The sequence below is a fragment of the Vibrio sp. V43_P6S15P86 genome, from assembly GCF_009904725.1.
In the GTDB taxonomy this organism is placed as follows: domain Bacteria; phylum Pseudomonadota; class Gammaproteobacteria; order Enterobacterales; family Vibrionaceae; genus Vibrio; species Vibrio diabolicus.
In genome coordinates this window covers 1-17,201 of record NZ_WXWT01000490.1, presented here as the reverse complement: position 1 = coordinate 17,201, position 17,201 = coordinate 1, and the positions used below count along the sequence as shown (strand labels likewise).

The 17,201-nt window shown below is 44.3% G+C and carries 17 protein-coding genes and 1 tRNA gene; 7 read left to right on the top strand and 11 right to left on the bottom strand.

Features of this window, described 5'->3' with window-relative positions; all coding sequences use genetic code 11:
- Positions 1 to 211 precede the first annotated feature (211 nt).
- On the bottom strand, positions 212 to 895 hold the full coding sequence (locus tag CAG69_RS22090; protein WP_161446242.1) for a general secretion pathway protein GspB: 684 nt from the start codon (positions 893 to 895) through the stop codon (positions 212 to 214).
- Positions 895 to 2,511 carry an ExeA family protein gene (locus CAG69_RS22085; protein ID WP_161446240.1) on the bottom strand — a complete coding sequence of 539 codons (1,617 nt, stop codon included), beginning with the start codon at positions 2,509 to 2,511 and terminating at the stop codon, positions 895 to 897. The genes CAG69_RS22090 and CAG69_RS22085 overlap by 1 nt, the downstream gene beginning before the upstream one ends.
- 137 nt (positions 2,512 to 2,648) lie before the next feature.
- On the opposite strand from CAG69_RS22085, the gene CAG69_RS22080 reads away from it, so the two are divergent.
- Positions 2,649 to 3,869: a multifunctional CCA addition/repair protein gene (locus CAG69_RS22080; RefSeq protein ID WP_161446238.1), complete on the top strand. Its 1,221-nt coding sequence runs from the start codon at positions 2,649 to 2,651 to the stop codon at positions 3,867 to 3,869.
- Between the two features lie 52 nt (positions 3,870 to 3,921).
- Here CAG69_RS22080 and CAG69_RS22075 read toward each other — a convergent pair whose 3' ends face one another.
- Genes CAG69_RS22075 through folB form a run of 3 tightly spaced genes read right to left on the bottom strand, consistent with a single transcriptional unit; the run spans position 3,922 to position 5,579 of the window.
- On the bottom strand, positions 3,922 to 4,725 hold the full coding sequence (locus CAG69_RS22075) for an undecaprenyl-diphosphate phosphatase (RefSeq protein WP_161446237.1): 804 nt from the start codon (positions 4,723 to 4,725) through the stop codon (positions 3,922 to 3,924).
- A 9-nt stretch (positions 4,726 to 4,734) separates the two neighbouring features.
- Positions 4,735 to 5,223 (bottom strand): 2-amino-4-hydroxy-6-hydroxymethyldihydropteridine diphosphokinase, encoded by a 489-nt coding sequence (folK, locus tag CAG69_RS22070; protein ID WP_012841141.1) that lies wholly within the window; start codon positions 5,221 to 5,223, stop codon positions 4,735 to 4,737.
- The gene (gene folB / locus CAG69_RS22065) at positions 5,220 to 5,579 is read right to left on the bottom strand and encodes a bifunctional dihydroneopterin aldolase/7,8-dihydroneopterin epimerase (RefSeq protein ID WP_005395977.1); all 360 of its coding nucleotides are present in this window, start codon (positions 5,577 to 5,579) and stop codon (positions 5,220 to 5,222) included. Before folB ends, folK begins: the two co-directional genes overlap by 4 nt.
- Before the next feature lie 250 nt (positions 5,580 to 5,829).
- Between folB and plsY the strand changes: the two genes are divergently transcribed.
- Entirely contained in the window at positions 5,830 to 6,441 is a 612-nt protein-coding gene (plsY, locus tag CAG69_RS22060; protein WP_005379857.1) for a glycerol-3-phosphate 1-O-acyltransferase PlsY, read from the top strand.
- Positions 6,442 to 6,477: 36 nt separating this feature from the next.
- Here plsY and CAG69_RS22055 read toward each other — a convergent pair whose 3' ends face one another.
- Together CAG69_RS22055 and tsaD are read right to left on the bottom strand one after the other, a co-directional pair.
- Positions 6,478 to 7,293, bottom strand: a complete 816-nt coding sequence (locus CAG69_RS22055) for an alpha/beta fold hydrolase (RefSeq protein WP_161446235.1) — start codon at positions 7,291 to 7,293, stop codon at positions 6,478 to 6,480.
- 173 nt (positions 7,294 to 7,466) lie between these two features.
- On the bottom strand, positions 7,467 to 8,483 hold the full coding sequence (gene tsaD, locus CAG69_RS22050) for a tRNA (adenosine(37)-N6)-threonylcarbamoyltransferase complex transferase subunit TsaD (RefSeq protein ID WP_046874179.1): 1,017 nt from the start codon (positions 8,481 to 8,483) through the stop codon (positions 7,467 to 7,469).
- A gap of 230 nt (positions 8,484 to 8,713) precedes the next feature.
- Here tsaD and rpsU point away from each other — a divergent pair, with 230 nt between their 5' ends.
- From rpsU to CAG69_RS22025, 5 genes are all read left to right on the top strand, one after another.
- On the top strand, positions 8,714 to 8,929 hold the full coding sequence (rpsU, locus tag CAG69_RS22045; protein WP_001145625.1) for a 30S ribosomal protein S21: 216 nt from the start codon (positions 8,714 to 8,716) through the stop codon (positions 8,927 to 8,929).
- 27 nt (positions 8,930 to 8,956) lie between these two features.
- Positions 8,957 to 9,400: a GatB/YqeY domain-containing protein gene (locus tag CAG69_RS22040; RefSeq protein ID WP_005379720.1), complete on the top strand. Its 444-nt coding sequence runs from the start codon at positions 8,957 to 8,959 to the stop codon at positions 9,398 to 9,400.
- 149 nt (positions 9,401 to 9,549) lie between these two features.
- Complete coding sequence (gene dnaG / locus CAG69_RS22035; RefSeq protein WP_005379719.1) at positions 9,550 to 11,316, top strand: DNA primase; 1,767 nt, start codon at positions 9,550 to 9,552, stop codon at positions 11,314 to 11,316.
- Between the two features lie 99 nt (positions 11,317 to 11,415).
- Complete coding sequence (gene rpoD / locus CAG69_RS22030; protein ID WP_005395986.1) at positions 11,416 to 13,278, top strand: RNA polymerase sigma factor RpoD; 1,863 nt, start codon at positions 11,416 to 11,418, stop codon at positions 13,276 to 13,278.
- 155 nt (positions 13,279 to 13,433) lie between these two features.
- Positions 13,434 to 13,509: transfer RNA gene (locus CAG69_RS22025), tRNA-Ile, on the top strand.
- Positions 13,510 to 13,931: 422 nt separating this feature from the next.
- On the opposite strand, the gene CAG69_RS22020 is transcribed toward CAG69_RS22025, so the two are convergent.
- The 4 genes from CAG69_RS22020 to CAG69_RS22005 all read right to left on the bottom strand — a co-directional run.
- Positions 13,932 to 14,807 (bottom strand): phage integrase N-terminal domain-containing protein, encoded by an 876-nt coding sequence (locus CAG69_RS22020; RefSeq protein WP_161446233.1) that lies wholly within the window; start codon positions 14,805 to 14,807, stop codon positions 13,932 to 13,934.
- Between the two features lie 481 nt (positions 14,808 to 15,288).
- A complete protein-coding gene (locus CAG69_RS22015; RefSeq protein ID WP_161446231.1) occupies positions 15,289 to 15,612 on the bottom strand; it encodes a hypothetical protein in 324 nt (107 codons plus the stop codon).
- A gap of 427 nt (positions 15,613 to 16,039) precedes the next feature.
- On the bottom strand, positions 16,040 to 16,810 hold the full coding sequence (locus CAG69_RS22010) for a hypothetical protein (protein WP_161446228.1): 771 nt from the start codon (positions 16,808 to 16,810) through the stop codon (positions 16,040 to 16,042).
- Positions 16,811 to 16,988: 178 nt separating this feature from the next.
- Positions 16,989 to 17,201, bottom strand: a 213-nt coding sequence (locus tag CAG69_RS22005; RefSeq protein ID WP_237668112.1) for a helix-turn-helix transcriptional regulator, incomplete at its 5' end; no start/stop codon positions are given.

Sequence of the window (17,201 nt, the reverse complement as noted above, 5' to 3'; positions counted from 1 at the left end):
GTTCGTGAATATGGCGCTTTTTTACACAACGCTGACTGGAATCGCGCTATCAATAGTTGAACGATATTGGTGCTATTTAAACGACTTAGAAAAGCTATATTTTGCTTGTTTGAGTATCTAAAAATCATCACCAGAATAGATGCAAAAGGTGTTCTGAAAAATAAAAAAGCCAGCGATATGATTTCGCTGGCTTGATGTGTTGCTATAACAGTTACCCTTTCCACTCATACAACGCTGGTATACGAATTTGCTCACCTTGGAACTCGACAATCACCGCTTGTGGTTGTATTTCTCTTAATGTGACCTGCCCATCAACAACGTCTCCTTGATGATACTCAACATTGTTAATTTTCACCCAACGGCGATTTTCATCACTAGCGTACATATGGGTTTGCAAATTAAGCGCAGGTAGACGCCCTTGCCACTGGTGAGCGTTGCGCTCTAAATCGTTCACGCGTGCCGTTTGTGGTGAAGGCGCATCACCTCGGGATAACGCATTTTCGACCTTTCGCGCCAAATCAGGAGATAATGAGGACAAGTCAAGATCATCCAGAGACAAACCTAGGTCCTCTTCAACTACTGAAGAGCCTTGGGTTGGTACAGATGTTTCTATCTCGTCTTTGTTTGCTGTATTACTCACGTATTCATCAGATGTTGCAAACGTACCAAAATCACGAGACAGCTCTGCACTTGGCCACTCTCTTGGCAATTGCGCCAACTGAGTAGTTTCAGGATAGTCCAATGCTTTGAACGGTTGTTCCGCTTCCATCTTGACCTTAGGGGCGGAAGTACTAGCTTCAGCATGAGGCGTAAGGAGATCTAAATACCAAGCAACTCCGATTGCAGCAACGGTGATCGGCAACAAGAACAAACCAATATGTTTCATGGCTGACATTATGCGTCCTCCTTCTCGATTCGTGCCAGTTGAGGCGCATCTGGCTGCACGTTTTGTTGAAGACGATCTAGCGTTCGCTTACCTGCAATACCATCGACACCAATTCCTTGCCAACGTTGAAATAACTCGACTCGCTCTTTCATCGCACCATCAAAAATAGACGTTTCAAGCAGTGGCTCACTCACCGCTTCTGCTAATAATCGGTCTAATACTTCAATCGCAGGGCCTTCCATGTCTAAACGTAATGTTTCATTCAGCGGAGCATGCCACAGTTCGATAATATTGCCCTGCCACAACGGCTTTAGCCACGAAATTGGCAGACGAAGACGCTGCTTACCATTGAGCACTTCAGCTTGGTCATTACCGACGGCATATAGAATGACATACCCAACATCACCTTGATAATTCAACTCCAAGATCACAGGGCGATTTTGTTGCATCAACAGCGGCCAAGTCGCCATTTTACGCTCACAACGCATAGTCGACTGCGGTTCTGACAAACAAAGATTATCGCGAACCGATGCTTGATACCCCCACAAACGATACAAATCATTTACAGCGAGGTTCGACTGTTTTTGTGTTAACAATAAATCACGCTGCTCATCCGTTAACTGTTGGCTTACGACGGTTGGTGTTGGCTCTACTCTGGGCTCCGTCACTTGTGTCAACACTGACGGAGCTTGAGCTGACATATAATTCACGACCGCCCACCCCGTACTTAATGCAGCAATAAGGCCTACCGCGACAGAGCCCCAAGCAGGCCAACGGAAAGTCCGGCGCTCTTTTTTATCTTGCTGATAAATATCTGCCTGAAACTGCATCACCTCTTCACAGGCCTGCTGAACGGTTTGCTTATCCACAACCACATTACCCTGGTGATAACTAATGTTGAGGGATTTGTCACAGATAAGGTTGATGAGCCGCGGTATACCGTGACTGTATTTGGCTATAAGTTTACAAGAAGCACGATTAAACAGTTGCTGGTCGCCACCTGCTGTATGTAGTCGAAATGCGATGTAATCTTCTGTCTCTTTTTCATCCAACGGCAACAAGTGATAACGCCCGGTAATACGCTGAGCAAGTTGGCGTAGTTGTGTTGTTTGTAATAACCGCTGCAATTCAGGCTGCCCGACCAACAACACTTTGAGTAGTTTTCTGGTATCGGTTTCCAAGTTAGTCAACAAGCGCAACTGCTCTAAAACGTCGGCAGCAAGGTGTTGAGCCTCATCAATGACCAGCAATGTCTGCCAGCCTGAACGATAATTACGCAGCAAATATTGATGGATAACCTGGTTTAGCTGTTTGAGGTTTGCATCTGGCGGATAGGTGATTTTGAACTCATCACAAATGGCTTCGAGCAAGTCTCTACTCGAAAACGTGGGATTGAGAATAAGACCCGCTTTGGTGTTATCACCCAAATTCGCCAGCATCGCTTTTGCGACGGTCGTTTTGCCTGTACCTACTTCGCCAGTAAGCATAGCAAAGCCACCGCCATCGCCTAGCCCAGCTTGGAGATGTGTGATTGCCTCTTTGTGACGTTGGCTTAAATACAAATAACGTGAGTTTGGAACAATCGAAAATGGTTGTTCGACAAACCCAAAAAAGTCCTTATACATTAGGCTCTCCAGCTAAAAAACCACCTGGGAATAGTCAGACATGGTATAAACGCTCTTCTTCTATTCTTAGGAGTAAAGAAAAGTACCATTGCTTGCTACAATGTCCAACGGCATATCCATAAATTAAGAGGTAATTCGTGCAAGTTTATTTAGTAGGTGGTGCAGTTCGAGATAAATTGCTCGGAATTGATAGTTATGACAACGATTGGGTGGTCGTAGGCGCGACGCCTGAGATGATGCTGTCCCAAGGATACACCGCCGTTGGTAAAGACTTTCCTGTATTTCTGCATCCCAAAAGTAAAGAAGAACATGCCCTTGCACGAACAGAGAGAAAGTCAGGCTCTGGTTACACTGGCTTTGAGTGTTTCTTTGATCAAAGTGTCACCTTAGAAGAAGATTTAATTCGTCGTGATTTAACCATTAATGCAATGGCAATGGATGATGCAGGTAAACTCCATGATCCTTACGGCGGCCAGCAAGATCTCAACGATAAACTGCTACGCCATGTATCAGACGCCTTTGTCGAAGACCCTCTACGCGTTTTACGTGTCGCTCGCTTCGCAGCGAAGCTTGCTGATCTAAACTTTACGGTTGCCGACGAAACCATGCGGTTAATGCGTCACATGGCAGAGTCCGGAGAGCTGAGCACACTGACTCCCGAGCGTGTTTGGCAAGAATGGCATAAATCTCTCTCTACTCCTCGCCCTGATATTTTCTTATCGGTTCTACGAGACTGTGGTGCATTAACCGTGGTGTTACCTGAAATTGATGCACTATTTGGCGTACCTCAACCTGAGAAGTGGCATCCAGAAATCGATACTGGCATCCATACTTTGATGGTGGCAGAGCAAGCCGCAAAATTGAGTAACTCACTCCCCGTCAGGTTTGCCGCCCAAGTGCATGACTTGGGTAAGGGCGTGACGCCAGAGAGCGAATGGCCAAGCCACAAAATGCATTGCCATACAGGATTAAAACTGATCAAAAAGCTGTGCGAACGTGTCCGGGTACCAAATGAGTTTCGTGATTTAGCCTTGATGGTGTGCGAACAGCACTCCAATATTCATCGCGCGGCTGAACTTAAACCACAAACCATAATTAAAATACTCAATAAACTTGATGTGTGGCGTAAGTCCGAACGTCTGCAAGATATCTTGCTTTGCTGCCAAGCGGATCACGCTGGTCGTAAAGGACTGGAAACGCAACCATATCCACAGGCGGATATTTTTAGGCAAGCCTACCAAGCAGCAGCGGCAGTTGACGTTCAAGCCATTATCAAAGAGGGCTTTAAAGGCCCTGCGATTCGTGACGAGCAAGAAAAACGACGTATTGAAGCAGTGAAAGCAGCACTTAAGAAGTAACGAACAAACAAAAACGCCCGCGGATTTCGCGGGCGTTTTTCGTTAACATCAATTATGCACTTAATAGAAAAGCGAACAAACCGACGCCCAAAATGAGACGGTAAATCACAAACGGTGTCATGCCCATTCGTGAAATCATCTTCAAGAAGAAGTGGATACAGATGTACGCACTGATAAACGATGTGATAATGCCAGTCATTAAGAAACCAACATGGACAGGTTCACCACTGGTCACTAACTTCATGCCTAAGTAGCTACCAGCTAATGTAATGATTGGGATCGACATTAAAAACGAAAATCGGGCAGCCGCTTCTCGAGTAAAGCCAAGGTAAAGCGCTGCTGTGATGGTCGCCCCTGAACGTGAAGTTCCAGGAATCATCGCTAAGGCTTGAGCAATACCGATAAATACAGCTTTCTTCCAACCCGCTTGGTATTCATCGGCAACGAGTTTAGCGTTTTTGTCTACCCACCATAGCAACAGGCCAAATACGATCGTAGTAGTCGCGATGACGTAAGCGCTACGTAGATACACTTCAATGATGTCTTTCATCAATAAGCCGAACACACAAGCTGGAATCGTCGCAATCACGATCATCCAAACCAATTTAGCTTCTTTACTGCGATCTCCTTTAAAGATCGAAGCAAATAACGCTTGAAACAAAGTGATTACTTCATGACGAAAATAGATCACGACAGCCATTAATGTACCGACGTGAACAGCAACATCAAAGGCTAGACCTTGGTCTTCCCATCCCAAAATGGCGGAGGGCAGGATCAAATGGGCAGAGCTCGAAATAGGCAAAAACTCTGTCAGACCCTGAATCAGAGCCAGAATAAAGGCTTCAAAATAACTCATGTAAACAACTCAAATTAAAAATGAAAAAGAAACAGGTTTGAGTGAATCGACTGGCTGCATTGCATGCCAAATATCTGCGACTGTGCGTCCATCGCCTGGGATCACTAATTGAGGTTCGAGATCATACAGAGGCTTTGTGACAAAAGGATATTTGTAGATATCACTGCGAGGTAGCTCAGGTTTTTTCTTGGAGACACATTCACCGAACAACACTATATCGAGATCCAGTGTTCGATCCTGATACTTTTGCGCATTTTCTTCGCGTCCCCACTTAAATTCAATCTCACGTAGCTGATGACTCAACTCTTCTAATGACAACTCGGTACGCATTGCAACGACAAAGTTGTAGAAGTTCTGGCTGCTAAAGCCAATAGGTTCACATTCATATACCGGCGATACGAGGAGACTTTCTCCAAGCTGTAGCAGCTCCTGATACGCAGCGAGCGCATGTTGTTCTCTTTCTACATTCGTACCAACACCGATATAGGTGGTGATCATGCTTGACCTCGCTCAATCACGACACCAACAGCGCGTGCTTGTGGCACTGCACCAGGTTTTGCTAAACGGATTTTCACCCAAGGCACAGAGAAACGCTGCATGATAAGCTCTGCCACTTCTTCGGCTACGCGCTCAACCAACAGAAAACGACCATTTTCAATATGGCTCAGTACCGCCTCACTCACTTGCGAGTAATCCAACGCATCTTGCACATCATCACTTTTACCCGCAGGCTTATTGTCGTGCGCCATTTCGATATCCAGAACCAACTTTTGTTTAATTTGTTGTTCCCAGTCGTACACGCCAATCGTGGTGATTACTTCTAATTGTTCAATAAAAACTTTATCCAGAGCCATCTTATGTCCTTCTATTACAGAGGTCGGATACCCGTGAGGGGTAATTTGATCGTAGTATTCTATACCTAAGTAACATTTACTTGGGTCATCACAATGTTACTTAGGTATAAACTGCGAAAGCATCTTTATATACAAGAAATCACATAATGCAAGCTCTATCACAGTGAGGATTTCTGCATTATGTGAATTCGAGGTATGATAGCAACTACGCGGGAACCGAGCATTAAATTCCAATCCATCAAGGACTTCTATGGACGCACTGGCACTGATAATGACAATGGCCGCCTATTTACTGGGTTCGGTTTCCAGTGCGGTTTTGATCTGTCGACTCTTAAAACTGCCAGATCCACGCAGTGTAGGCTCCAACAACCCTGGAGCAACGAACGTATTGCGTATTGGCGGACGAGGAGCCGCTGTTTCAGTCTTGTTGTGCGATATGCTCAAAGGCACCATCCCCGTGTGGGGCGGATACTTTCTTGGTATCGACCCTATCATTCTTGGCGTCATCGCCATTGCTGCCTGTCTTGGGCACATGTACCCCATCTTTTTCCACTTTAAAGGCGGAAAAGGTGTCGCAACCGCGCTTGGCGCTATCGCTCCGATTGGTTTGGACTTAACAGGATTAGTGATGTTAACTTGGCTGTCAGTAGCCGCGCTATTCCGCTATTCATCCTTAGCGGCTCTCGTCACGGTTTTGGTCACTCCGTTTTATACTTGGATGTTTAAACCGCAATACACGTTACCTGTTGCTATGCTGTGTTGCTTAATCGTATTTAAGCATCATCAAAATATTCGGCGGCTTTTGTCTGGCGATGAGCCCAAAATTGGCGAAAAGAAACTGACACAAAAAAACTCGGCTTAATGCCGAGTTTTGTTTAGAGAGCGATGCATTCATTGGTTATGCATGAACTCGATTCAGGAAGTTCAACAACATTTGGTTGACGAATTCCGGCTGTTCTAAACAACTGATGTGTCCCGCTTGCGGAATTTCTACCAACTCACTGCCCGTGATACAGTCTTTCATTAAATACGATTCGAAAACCGGGCGAGGCTTATCTTCACAGCCCACCGCAATTAACGTCGGCAGAGCGAATTTTTCCGAATCTTCAATCACATCACGGCGACCAAACACCATGCGACCAATGCGAGCCACTTCAACCGCACGCTCACCACTCAGGCTTTCTAAACTGCGTTTGAATGCAGCGACCAACTCAGGATTCACCTGCTCAGCGTTATTAGCAAAAAACAATGGCACGACAGCTTCAATAATTGGCGCAGGCACCGCTTGGACTTGGCTGATGGTATCAAGCATTGCAAAGTACTTTTTATACGTAACTTCTGGCTCCCAACCAATGAAGGTATCCATCAATACCAGTGATTTCACACGTTGCGGTGCTTGAGCCGTCAGTTCCGCTCCCCACATGCCGCCAACAGATAAGCCCACCACCGAAAACTCTTCAATGTCCAAATGATCCATCAACGCCAACATATGTTGTGCATAATCAACTAATGACTCTGTCGATGCAGGGGCCGCTTCTGACTCACCATGTGCCCACAAATCTGGCACAACACAACGATATGACTGGCTTAAAACTTCAATTTGTGGCGCCCACATTTGGCTATCCCACAAATAACTGTGACCAAACAGTAATACTGGACCATCACCTTTATCAAGGTAAGCAAGTTGCTGACCTTCAATTTCAAACTTATTCATTGTTATATCCATTTCTTATTCTTCCGCACTATCCTATCACTGAAACGATACCGAACTGCTCGCATCAGTCAGAGTGTAAACGAAGCTTTTCATTGAATAGCTAAAAATAAAGGCCTCTGATGAGCAGAGACCTTTATCGTAGTGAATCTATTAAACCTACCGCATAAGTTTGATTAAGCGACTGGCGTCAGTTGGTCAATCGGCCAACGTGGGCGAGCCTCTACCGACATATCAGCCACTTCGCCATTCTTCAAACGCTGCATGCCAGCGTAAGCGATCATCGCACCATTATCCGTACAGAACTCAGTTCGTGGGTAGTAAACCTCGCCGCCAACTTTCTTCGCTAGCTTCTCTAACTCTGCACGTAAACGACGGTTAGCACTCACACCACCAGCAATAACAATACGTTTCATGCCTGTTTGCTCAAGCGCGCGTTTACATTTAATCGCCAATGTTGCACACACGGCTTCTTCAAATGCCAGTGCGATGTCTGCGCGAGTTTGCTCGTCATCGCCATTCGCAGCAATCGTATTTGCTGTAAAGGTTTTCAGGCCAGAGAAACTCATATCCAAGCCAGGGCGATCAGTCATTGGGCGCGGGAACTTAAAGCGACCCGGCGTGCCTTTTTCTGCCAGTTTAGACAACAGCGGGCCGCCTGGGTAATCCAACCCCATTAGCTTCGCTGTTTTATCAAACGCTTCGCCCGCCGCATCATCAATCGACTCACCCAAAATTTTGTACTCACCGATGCCTCTCACTTCAACCATCATCGAGTGACCACCCGACACCAACACTGCCACAAACGGGAATGGCGGTGGGTTATCTTCCAGCATTGGAGCCAACAGGTGACCTTCCATATGATGAACAGGTACCGCAGGCACTCCCCAAGCATAAGCAATACTGCGACCAATAGTAGCGCCCACTAATAGTGCACCAACGAGCCCCGGCCCCGCGGTGTACGCGACACCATCAATGTCTTTCGAAGTTAAGTTCGCTTCTTTTAGTGCCTCTTTAATAAGAGGAATGGTTTTCTTTACATGGTCACGTGAAGCCAACTCAGGCACCACACCACCGTAATCTGCGTGCAGTTTTACTTGGCTGTAAAGCTTGTGTGACAGCAGACCTTTTTCATCGTCATAAATCGCGATGCCAGTCTCGTCACAAGAGGTTTCAATACCAATAATGCGCATGGTTTTCTCAGTATGCTTTCTGTATAGAGGAAATTTGGGCGTCATATTACCTCGCCTTGGTGCTGCAAACAAATTTTGTACAGACAATAATCGACAAAAGGCTTTACAAAGTAGTTGTGATCGGATTAAAATTCCGCACCATTTTTGATCAAGCTGGTAAGAGACCTAACAATTGTGATTTGGTCTGTTGAATACCAGCGTTAACGAATAACCCCTGAGGTGAAAGGCATATGCCAGTAGTTAAAGTACGTGAAAACGAACCGTTCGACGTTGCTCTACGTCGTTTTAAGCGCTCTTGCGAAAAAGCAGGTATCCTTTCTGAAGTGCGTCGTCGTGAGCACTACGAAAAACCAACTACAGTTCGCAAACGCGCTAAAGCAGCAGCTCAAAAGCGTCACGCTAAGAAGCTAGCTCGCGAAAACGCTCGTCGCGTTCGCCTGTACTAATAACTGAGCTCCAAAAGGAATTTAGTTATGGCTCTGATTGATCAACTCAAAGAAGAGCAAAAATTAGCGATGAAAGCCAAGGACAAATTGCGCCTTGGTACTATTCGTTTAGCCCTATCAGCAATCAAGCAACGTGAAGTTGACGAACAGATTACTCTGAACGATGACGACATTCTTGCAGTATTGACCAAGATGGTTAAACAACGTCGCGATTCTGTAGCGCAGTTTGAAGCAGCGGGTCGTCAAGATCTTGCTGATGCGGAACAAGCAGAAATTACCGTTCTTGAGGACTTTATGCCTCAACCACTGACAGACGAAGAAGTAGCGGCTCTCATCGAGAACGCGATTGCTGAATCTGGCGCAGCTGGCATGCAAGACATGGGCAAAGTAATGGGCGTTCTGAAACCGCAAATTCAAGGGCGTGCAGATATGGGTAAAGTAAGCGGTTTAGTTCGCGCTAAATTGGCTTAAGGTACCCCACCCAATTGCAGCAAGCCGTGCTATCCTTTGGAGCGCACGGCTTGTTTGTATCTGGATGGATGGAATGAAATCAATGGGCAATACGCTCATTCTTTTAAGGCATTCACTCCACTCATCATCTTCTTTTTTTGTTAGGTTTTATGGCTGGACACATCCCTCGCAGTTTTATCGATGACCTTCTAGCTCGACTTGATATTGTCGATATCATCGACGCACGTGTGAAACTTAAGAAAAAAGGCAAAAACTACGGCGCATGCTGCCCGTTCCACAACGAAAAGACACCCTCATTCAGTGTCAGTCAAGAAAAGCAGTTCTACCATTGTTTTGGTTGTGGCGCGCATGGAAATGCCATCGATTTTTTGATGGAATTCGACCGACTAGAATTCGTCGAAGCCATTGAAGAACTCGCTTCATACTTGGGTTTAGATGTTCCTCGCGAACAACGTAGCGGCGGTAATGGTTCGTTTCAATCAGGCCCACAAGCAAGCAGCAGTGAAAAACGTAACCTATACGACTTAATGGGCAGCATTGCTCAATTTTATCGTAACCAACTCAAACAGCCAGCAAGTAAGGTGGCGATTGAGTATCTAAAAGATCGCGGCCTGTCTGGTGAAATCGTCCAGAAGTTTGGCATCGGCTATGTGGCTGATGAATGGGATTTAGTTCGTAAGAACTTTGGCCAGAATAAAGAAAACCAAGACATGCTCGTCACTGGCGGCATGTTGATTGAAAACGATAAAGGCAACCGCTACGACCGATTCCGTGGTCGAGTGATGTTTCCTATTCGAGACAGACGCGGTCGAGTAATAGGCTTTGGTGGTCGAGTATTAGGTGATGGGACACCAAAATATCTCAACTCACCCGAAACCCCGATATTTCATAAAGGGAAAGAGTTGTATGGCCTTTATGAAGTACTACAAGCGTACCGTGAGCCACCACAAATTTTAGTGGTTGAAGGCTATATGGATGTTGTCGCGCTTGCTCAATATGGCGTAGATTATTCCGTTGCCTCATTGGGAACCTCGACAACGGGCGATCACTTGCAAGTGTTATTCAGGCAAACAAGCACCGTCGTGTGTTGTTATGACGGTGACCGCGCAGGCCGTGAAGCAGCGTGGCGTGCCATGGAAAATGCATTGCCTTACCTAACTGATGGTCGCCAGTTAAAATTCATGTTTTTGCCGGATGGAGAAGATCCCGACTCTTATATCCGACAAAACGGAAAACAAGCATTTGAGCAGCAAGTGTCTAATGCGATGCCCTTGTCTGAATTCATGTTCAGCTCATTGACTCAGCAGGTCGATATGAGCACGAAAGAAGGCATGGCAAAACTGAGTACTCTTGCGGTTCCTCTCATTGATAAAGTCCCTGGCGGCACTTTAAGACTATACTTGAGAGAATTGCTTGGCCGCCGTTTGGGTTTGGTTGATGAACGCCAACTACAGCAGCTAATTTCAAAACAAGGTAAAGAGGATAAAAGGCCTCAACCTCATAAAGAAATCAAGCGAACGCCGATGCGAGAAGTGATCGCGTTACTGATTCAAAACCCACAATACGTAAGTATGGTGCCAGATCTAACTAGCGTTAGAGATTTGCCCATTCCTGGTCTAAGTTTATTTGTTGATGTACTTGATAAATGCCAAGCGCATCCCCATATCAACACAGGCCAATTATTAGAGCATTGGCGAAACAGCCAAAATGAGACCCTTCTGTCTCGTCTCGCGAGTTGGGACATTCCACTCGATGAGGACAACCAAGAAGAAATCTTTTTAGACTCACTGGATAAAATTATTGCCCAGTGCGTAGAAAAACAAATTGAAAACCTGCAGGCCAAAGCAAGAAGTGTCGGTTTATCAGCCGAAGAGAAAAGGGAGCTGCTAGCACTTATGCTAGATTTAAAAGCGTAACCCTGTTTAATTAGTCAGCAACGATTTAATTTGTTATAGTAAGTGGTTTGCATTTCGCATACTGATTCCTTCACCAGATTACGAAGTTGGATACCGTCTATGGATCACAATCCGCAGTCACAGCTAAAGTCACTTGTTATTAAAGGCAAGGAACAAGGCTATCTGACCTACGCCGAAGTAAATGACCACCTACCTGCTGAAATCGTAGATTCAGAACAGGTAGAAGACATCATTCAGATGATCAACGACATGGGCATTAAGGTAGTAGAAACTGCTCCTGATGCTGATGATTTAGCACTGAACGATGACACAAATATTACCGATGAAGATGCAGCCGAAGCTGCAGCCGCTGCACTGTCTAGCGTAGAGAGTGAGATTGGTCGTACCACAGACCCTGTACGTATGTACATGCGTGAAATGGGTACTGTCGAACTTCTAACTCGCGAAGGCGAAATCGACATCGCAAAACGTATTGAAGAAGGTATTAACCAAGTTCAATCGTCTGTTGCTGAATACCCAGGTACGATTCCGTACATTCTTGAGCAATTTGACAAAGTTCAAGCTGAAGAACTGCGTCTTACTGACCTTATTTCAGGTTTTGTAGACCCAGATGCTGACGACACCGCTGCACCAACGGCAACACACATCGGTTCTGAACTGACTGAATCTCAGTTAGAAGAAGAAGACGATGAAGACGTTGATGACGACGAAGATAGCGATGACGATTCAGATGATTCTGAAGAAGATGTAGGTATCGATCCAGAATTAGCGCTAGAGAAATTCAACCAACTACGCAGCACCTATCAAAATCTTCAATTAGCAATCAACGAGTACGGCTATAACAGCCCGAAAGCAACCGTTGCTAATGAAATGATGCTAGACGTATTCCGCGAGTTTCGTCTAACGCCTAAACAGTTTGATCACCTAGTGAATGAACTGCGTACTGCTATGGATCGCGTTCGTACTCAAGAACGCCTGATCATGAAGTCTGTGGTTGAATACGGCAAAATGCCGAAGAAATCATTCATCGCGCTGTTCACTGGTAATGAATCAAGTGAAGCTTGGTTGGATGAAGTTCTTGCTTCAGACAAGCCATACGCTGAAAAGATCAAACGTAACGAAGAAGAAATCCGTCGTTCAATCGCTAAGCTAAAAATGATTGAAGAAGAGACTTCTCTAAACGTACAAAACATTAAAGACATCAGCCGTCGTATGTCTATCGGTGAAGCAAAAGCTCGCCGTGCGAAGAAAGAGATGGTTGAAGCGAACTTGCGTCTTGTAATTTCTATCGCGAAGAAATACACCAACCGTGGCCTACAGTTCTTGGATCTTATCCAGGAAGGTAACATCGGTCTGATGAAAGCGGTAGATAAGTTCGAATACCGTCGTGGTTACAAGTTCTCGACTTACGCAACGTGGTGGATCCGTCAGGCAATCACTCGTTCAATCGCAGACCAAGCTCGTACGATTCGTATTCCGGTACACATGATCGAAACGATCAACAAGCTAAACCGTATCTCTCGTCAAATGCTGCAAGAGATGGGTCGTGAGCCACTACCGGAAGAGTTAGCTGAGCGCATGCAGATGCCAGAAGACAAGATTCGCAAAGTTCTGAAAATCGCTAAAGAGCCTATCTCAATGGAGACACCAATCGGTGACGACGAAGATTCGCATCTAGGTGATTTTATCGAAGATACAACGCTAGAACTTCCGCTAGATTCTGCAACTGCAACTAGCCTTAAAGTGGCAACAAAAGACGTGCTTGCAGGTCTAACACCACGTGAAGCGAAAGTACTTCGTATGCGCTTTGGTATCGACATGAACACTGACCATACTCTAGAAGAAGTTGGTAAGCAGTTCGACGTTACTCGTGAACGTATCCGTCAGATCGAAGCAAAAGCACTACGTAAACTTCGTCACCCAAGCCGCTCAGAGACTCTGCGCAGCTTCCTAGACGAATAAACGCAGCGCATATAAGCTTTAGAAATCAAAAAAAGGTGACTTTAAGTCACCTTTTTTATTATCGACTGTGCTAAGTGGATAAAAACTAAGCGCAATTGCCCTAGTTGGTATCTAGACACCTTGCAACGCTTCCCCTATAATCGTTGTCCTATTAAGGCCCCTTAGCTCAGTGGTTAGAGCAGTCGACTCATAATCGATTGGTCCGCAGTTCAAGTCTGCGAGGGGCCACCATATTCTAGAAGGCGTAGCAGGTTAGTACCTGCTACGCTTTTTTGTACCTAGTGATTTTGGGTGTAGTTGTGGGTGTAGTTAGGAAGTTGCTTAGCTCACAATTTTGGACGCTTTGCTGAGCTTGCCAACATTTTTCCATCACGAGCAGAACAGAAAATTCGATAAGATAATAAAAAAGCGCCCCCTTTCACATAAGGGGGCGCTTTTTTATTATCTGCCTATTTTACTCAATTCCGTGTTTACGATCATACCAAATAGCTAACAAAGGCAAACCGATTGTACCAACGGTAACTAGAACTAAAAATAAAAGTTGAGCTAAAGTCATACCCGTTACATCCAAAAGTTGTACTAACATATTGAAACCCGCCCTAGTGTTCTTGTGGTTACATTTTAACCTAAAAATACAAAACTTGATAATGTGCTTACCGGCCAAGATAGATAACTGTAATCTCTTCTCGCTCATGCCCTAACTCTCTACTAATAATAAGGCGAGCTTCTTTATCTGCACTTTTTTGTTCTCTACTCAGTTCTCTGCTAGTTAAACCACCCGCTTTAGGTGCATTCATTCCTGTCAGTTCTATATATCGCTGTTGAGCATATTGATGGCGTAGACCATGGTTCTTGCATAACCCAACCTTCCTACAAGTATTTTCGTAGTGCTTTAGCTGTTGAATGTACTTTTTGCCTGCGGGAATCAGAGAGCCTCTTGGGGCAATAGCTATAGCTCGTTCTAATACCTGCTTTTGATATTCGTTTCTGATTGGTACCTCTCGCGCCTTGCCACCTTTAGTCCAAGAACCCATTAAATGAATTCTATCTGCTTTAACCGCGATACTGGGGTTAAACTTCAAAGCTTCTTCCCGCCTCAGACCGAATGCAGATTGTAGCTCTAACGCTATTTTTATATATGGGTCTGAGATTGCGTTAAACTTTACTTCATCAAGCTCTTTCGCCTTGTTGGTACTATTGTCACTGAAAACTCTCTTTCCTATCCCCAACTCTTCATTGGACTTGGGTAACAAATGCTCACGTCCAGTCTTTTCGAATACCCAACGAATATGTGCCATTCGGTTTTTTATAGTTCCAACGCTTAAGCCTTGACTTTGCCAATGCTCAACCAAAAATTTTACGTGCTTTAACTTAAGTGTATGTGGAGTTAAGTGCCTGTACCCTCCTCTCTTTAATTGTTTTTCGATTTGGATGAGGATGTTTTTACGTGCAGCTTGAGATGCATAACTCCCATCAATGTTGTGCTTCATTAACAAAACTAGGCCGTGTCGTAAGTTTGGTTTGCTCATGACTCTTACTCCTAAACAAATAAGAGCCATATAGCTCATATGGCTCTATCTACTTGAGAAAATGATGGAGAAACGTAATCAAACCACGTGAACCTGATGGTTAGTGATAAGCCCAATTCAAACTTATGGTTAGTAAGATGAATGCCTCAGAGGCGATTAGGGCAAGAGTGATGGTTTGTGTATCGATAGTTACGAATGTCGTACATGATCTACTTGAAGAAGCGTGAGCATCTACGAGAAGAGCATTGTGACGTCACAATGCTGGTTACGTTTCTTTCTCCTATTGAACATTTATGATTTATGAAGAGTCTTTATAGCGACGGCTACTTTTTTATTTACGTGATGAGGATACCAAGCCGTCACTTGGCTGTCACCAAGTGACCCCGCTTAAAAGAAATAACGAGAATATAGAAAAACAAGGTAATGCGCTCGCGGTATACCTCCTGTCACTACCTATTTCACAGCTAGTGACAGGAGGGCTTCAACGTGCGTTCTTTATGCTGTTGAGCAGTGGTTCTTTGATATCATCAATACATAGAACAGCTTCTTGCAAAGACGATTCAAGGCGTGGATCAAAGTAACCATACTGAACGAATATCTGACGTTTGATGTCATCTGGAGATTTTAAGTAATTGATTATATTTTCATCTGTAAGCTTAAATGGTGGCTCTTGGATTAACATGGCCGTAATTGCTTTAGCCATGACGGCGCGATGCTGTAAATCCAAACTTGTAATAGCATCTCTAAACATACCTTCTATATCTTCCATGTAGCGCTTCCAAATAAATTCGTCCATCTGCACCATACATACACCTTTACGTTGTTTTGTTCGCACTGCGAACATTTCACTCCTCTGCTAATCTTAAGTAGAAAGCGTAACCTATTACGTGACAAATGCATAAATCTGGCAGATTGAATATGGAATATAAAAAAGCCCTACGCTCATCTCAATCTTTGGGAGCATTTTCATTTCATTGCTTAAAGTTATTGTTTGTGTTTTGGAAGCTTCAAGTAAAAGCTCAAACATCGATCGCGAACATATTAGTTATGATGATGGTATTTCAGACAACACCTACTTTGATGACATCGGGTGTGAATTCGAGCGGGATTTAGAGGGTAAGTTGAGGAATAGGAGCACAGAAAAACGCCATAGAGATAATTCAGATTGGTAGCTGGTAAAAAGTGACTCAACGTTTACTGTACATTAAGTCACTTCATTCTAATTATAGGCTTCAGTCAAATATATTTGTTTGATGATAAGAGAAAGACCATAACCAATCGCCAGCTTCCGCTTCATCTAAAGGCACAGGCTCTTGGTTTAAGCCAAAGATCATCAATTTACTGCTTCTTCCATCTACACTATGAACCAGTTTAAGGTCAACAAGCTCAATTTTCCCATTAAATCTGCAAACGTAGTAAGAGCCTTCATTTGTAGGTTGGCTCATAAACCAAGGTGAGCGTTCTGGCCCTACTGCGCTAAAGCAATGGATATTCCTAGCAAAGTTAAATACCGCCTCAACGAGCTCCGGTTTACTAAATTCAGACGTAATCTCTACATCATGGGCAAGTTGAAATGGGGATATGCTCCAACCATAACGATTAAAGCTATCAACAAAAAAATCGATTAAGTTATCAGCATTATCTCTTAAGGTATCCATGTAATCATCTAGATAGAATCCAGGCCCACCAAACAATGAAAGATCCACATATCTAAATACTTTACCCCCCATAACTGACTTAGCCCAATCTAAAGCGGTGCTAAGGTTCAAAAACTGCTTTGTATCCTTACCGTAATCAACTATTACAAAATCAATGTCTTCTATCACAGAACATAGTGCATTATCATGATTTAACGGAGTCATGGGAGATAAGTACTCCTCATAATAACCAAACAACACGTTTCTCATGTTAACATGACAAGACATAGCTATACTTGTTTGGTTGCAATATTTAACTGATGCAGAATCAAACTGCTTGCTCCAATTACGCTTAGTACTATTCATATTTCCTTCCTTCTCGATGAGTGAGAGGCGAACTGCCCCTCAATGTCAGAAAGAATATTAAAGCCGATAAAGTTAAATATTTTTTTTAAGCTAACGGTTTCTGCATTTATCCCAGAAAGTGGAATTAACGTTCGCAGTGCGAACAAAAAGCGAGGCCTATAGCCTCGCGTACATAAATTTAATCTTTAAAAGTCTGTTCTTGCTCTACTAGCCAGTCAACAAAGTCTCGCTCACGCCAGCCTAAACAACGCCCATTTATCTTTATTGGCTTAGGAAAACACTTATCTTTCGCCCACCAACGCCAAATAGTCCTTGGACTGCGGCCCAGTGACTCTGAAACCTCTTTTAAGGACATGATTCTATCTCTTGCCATGAGTATCCTCCTTATTTC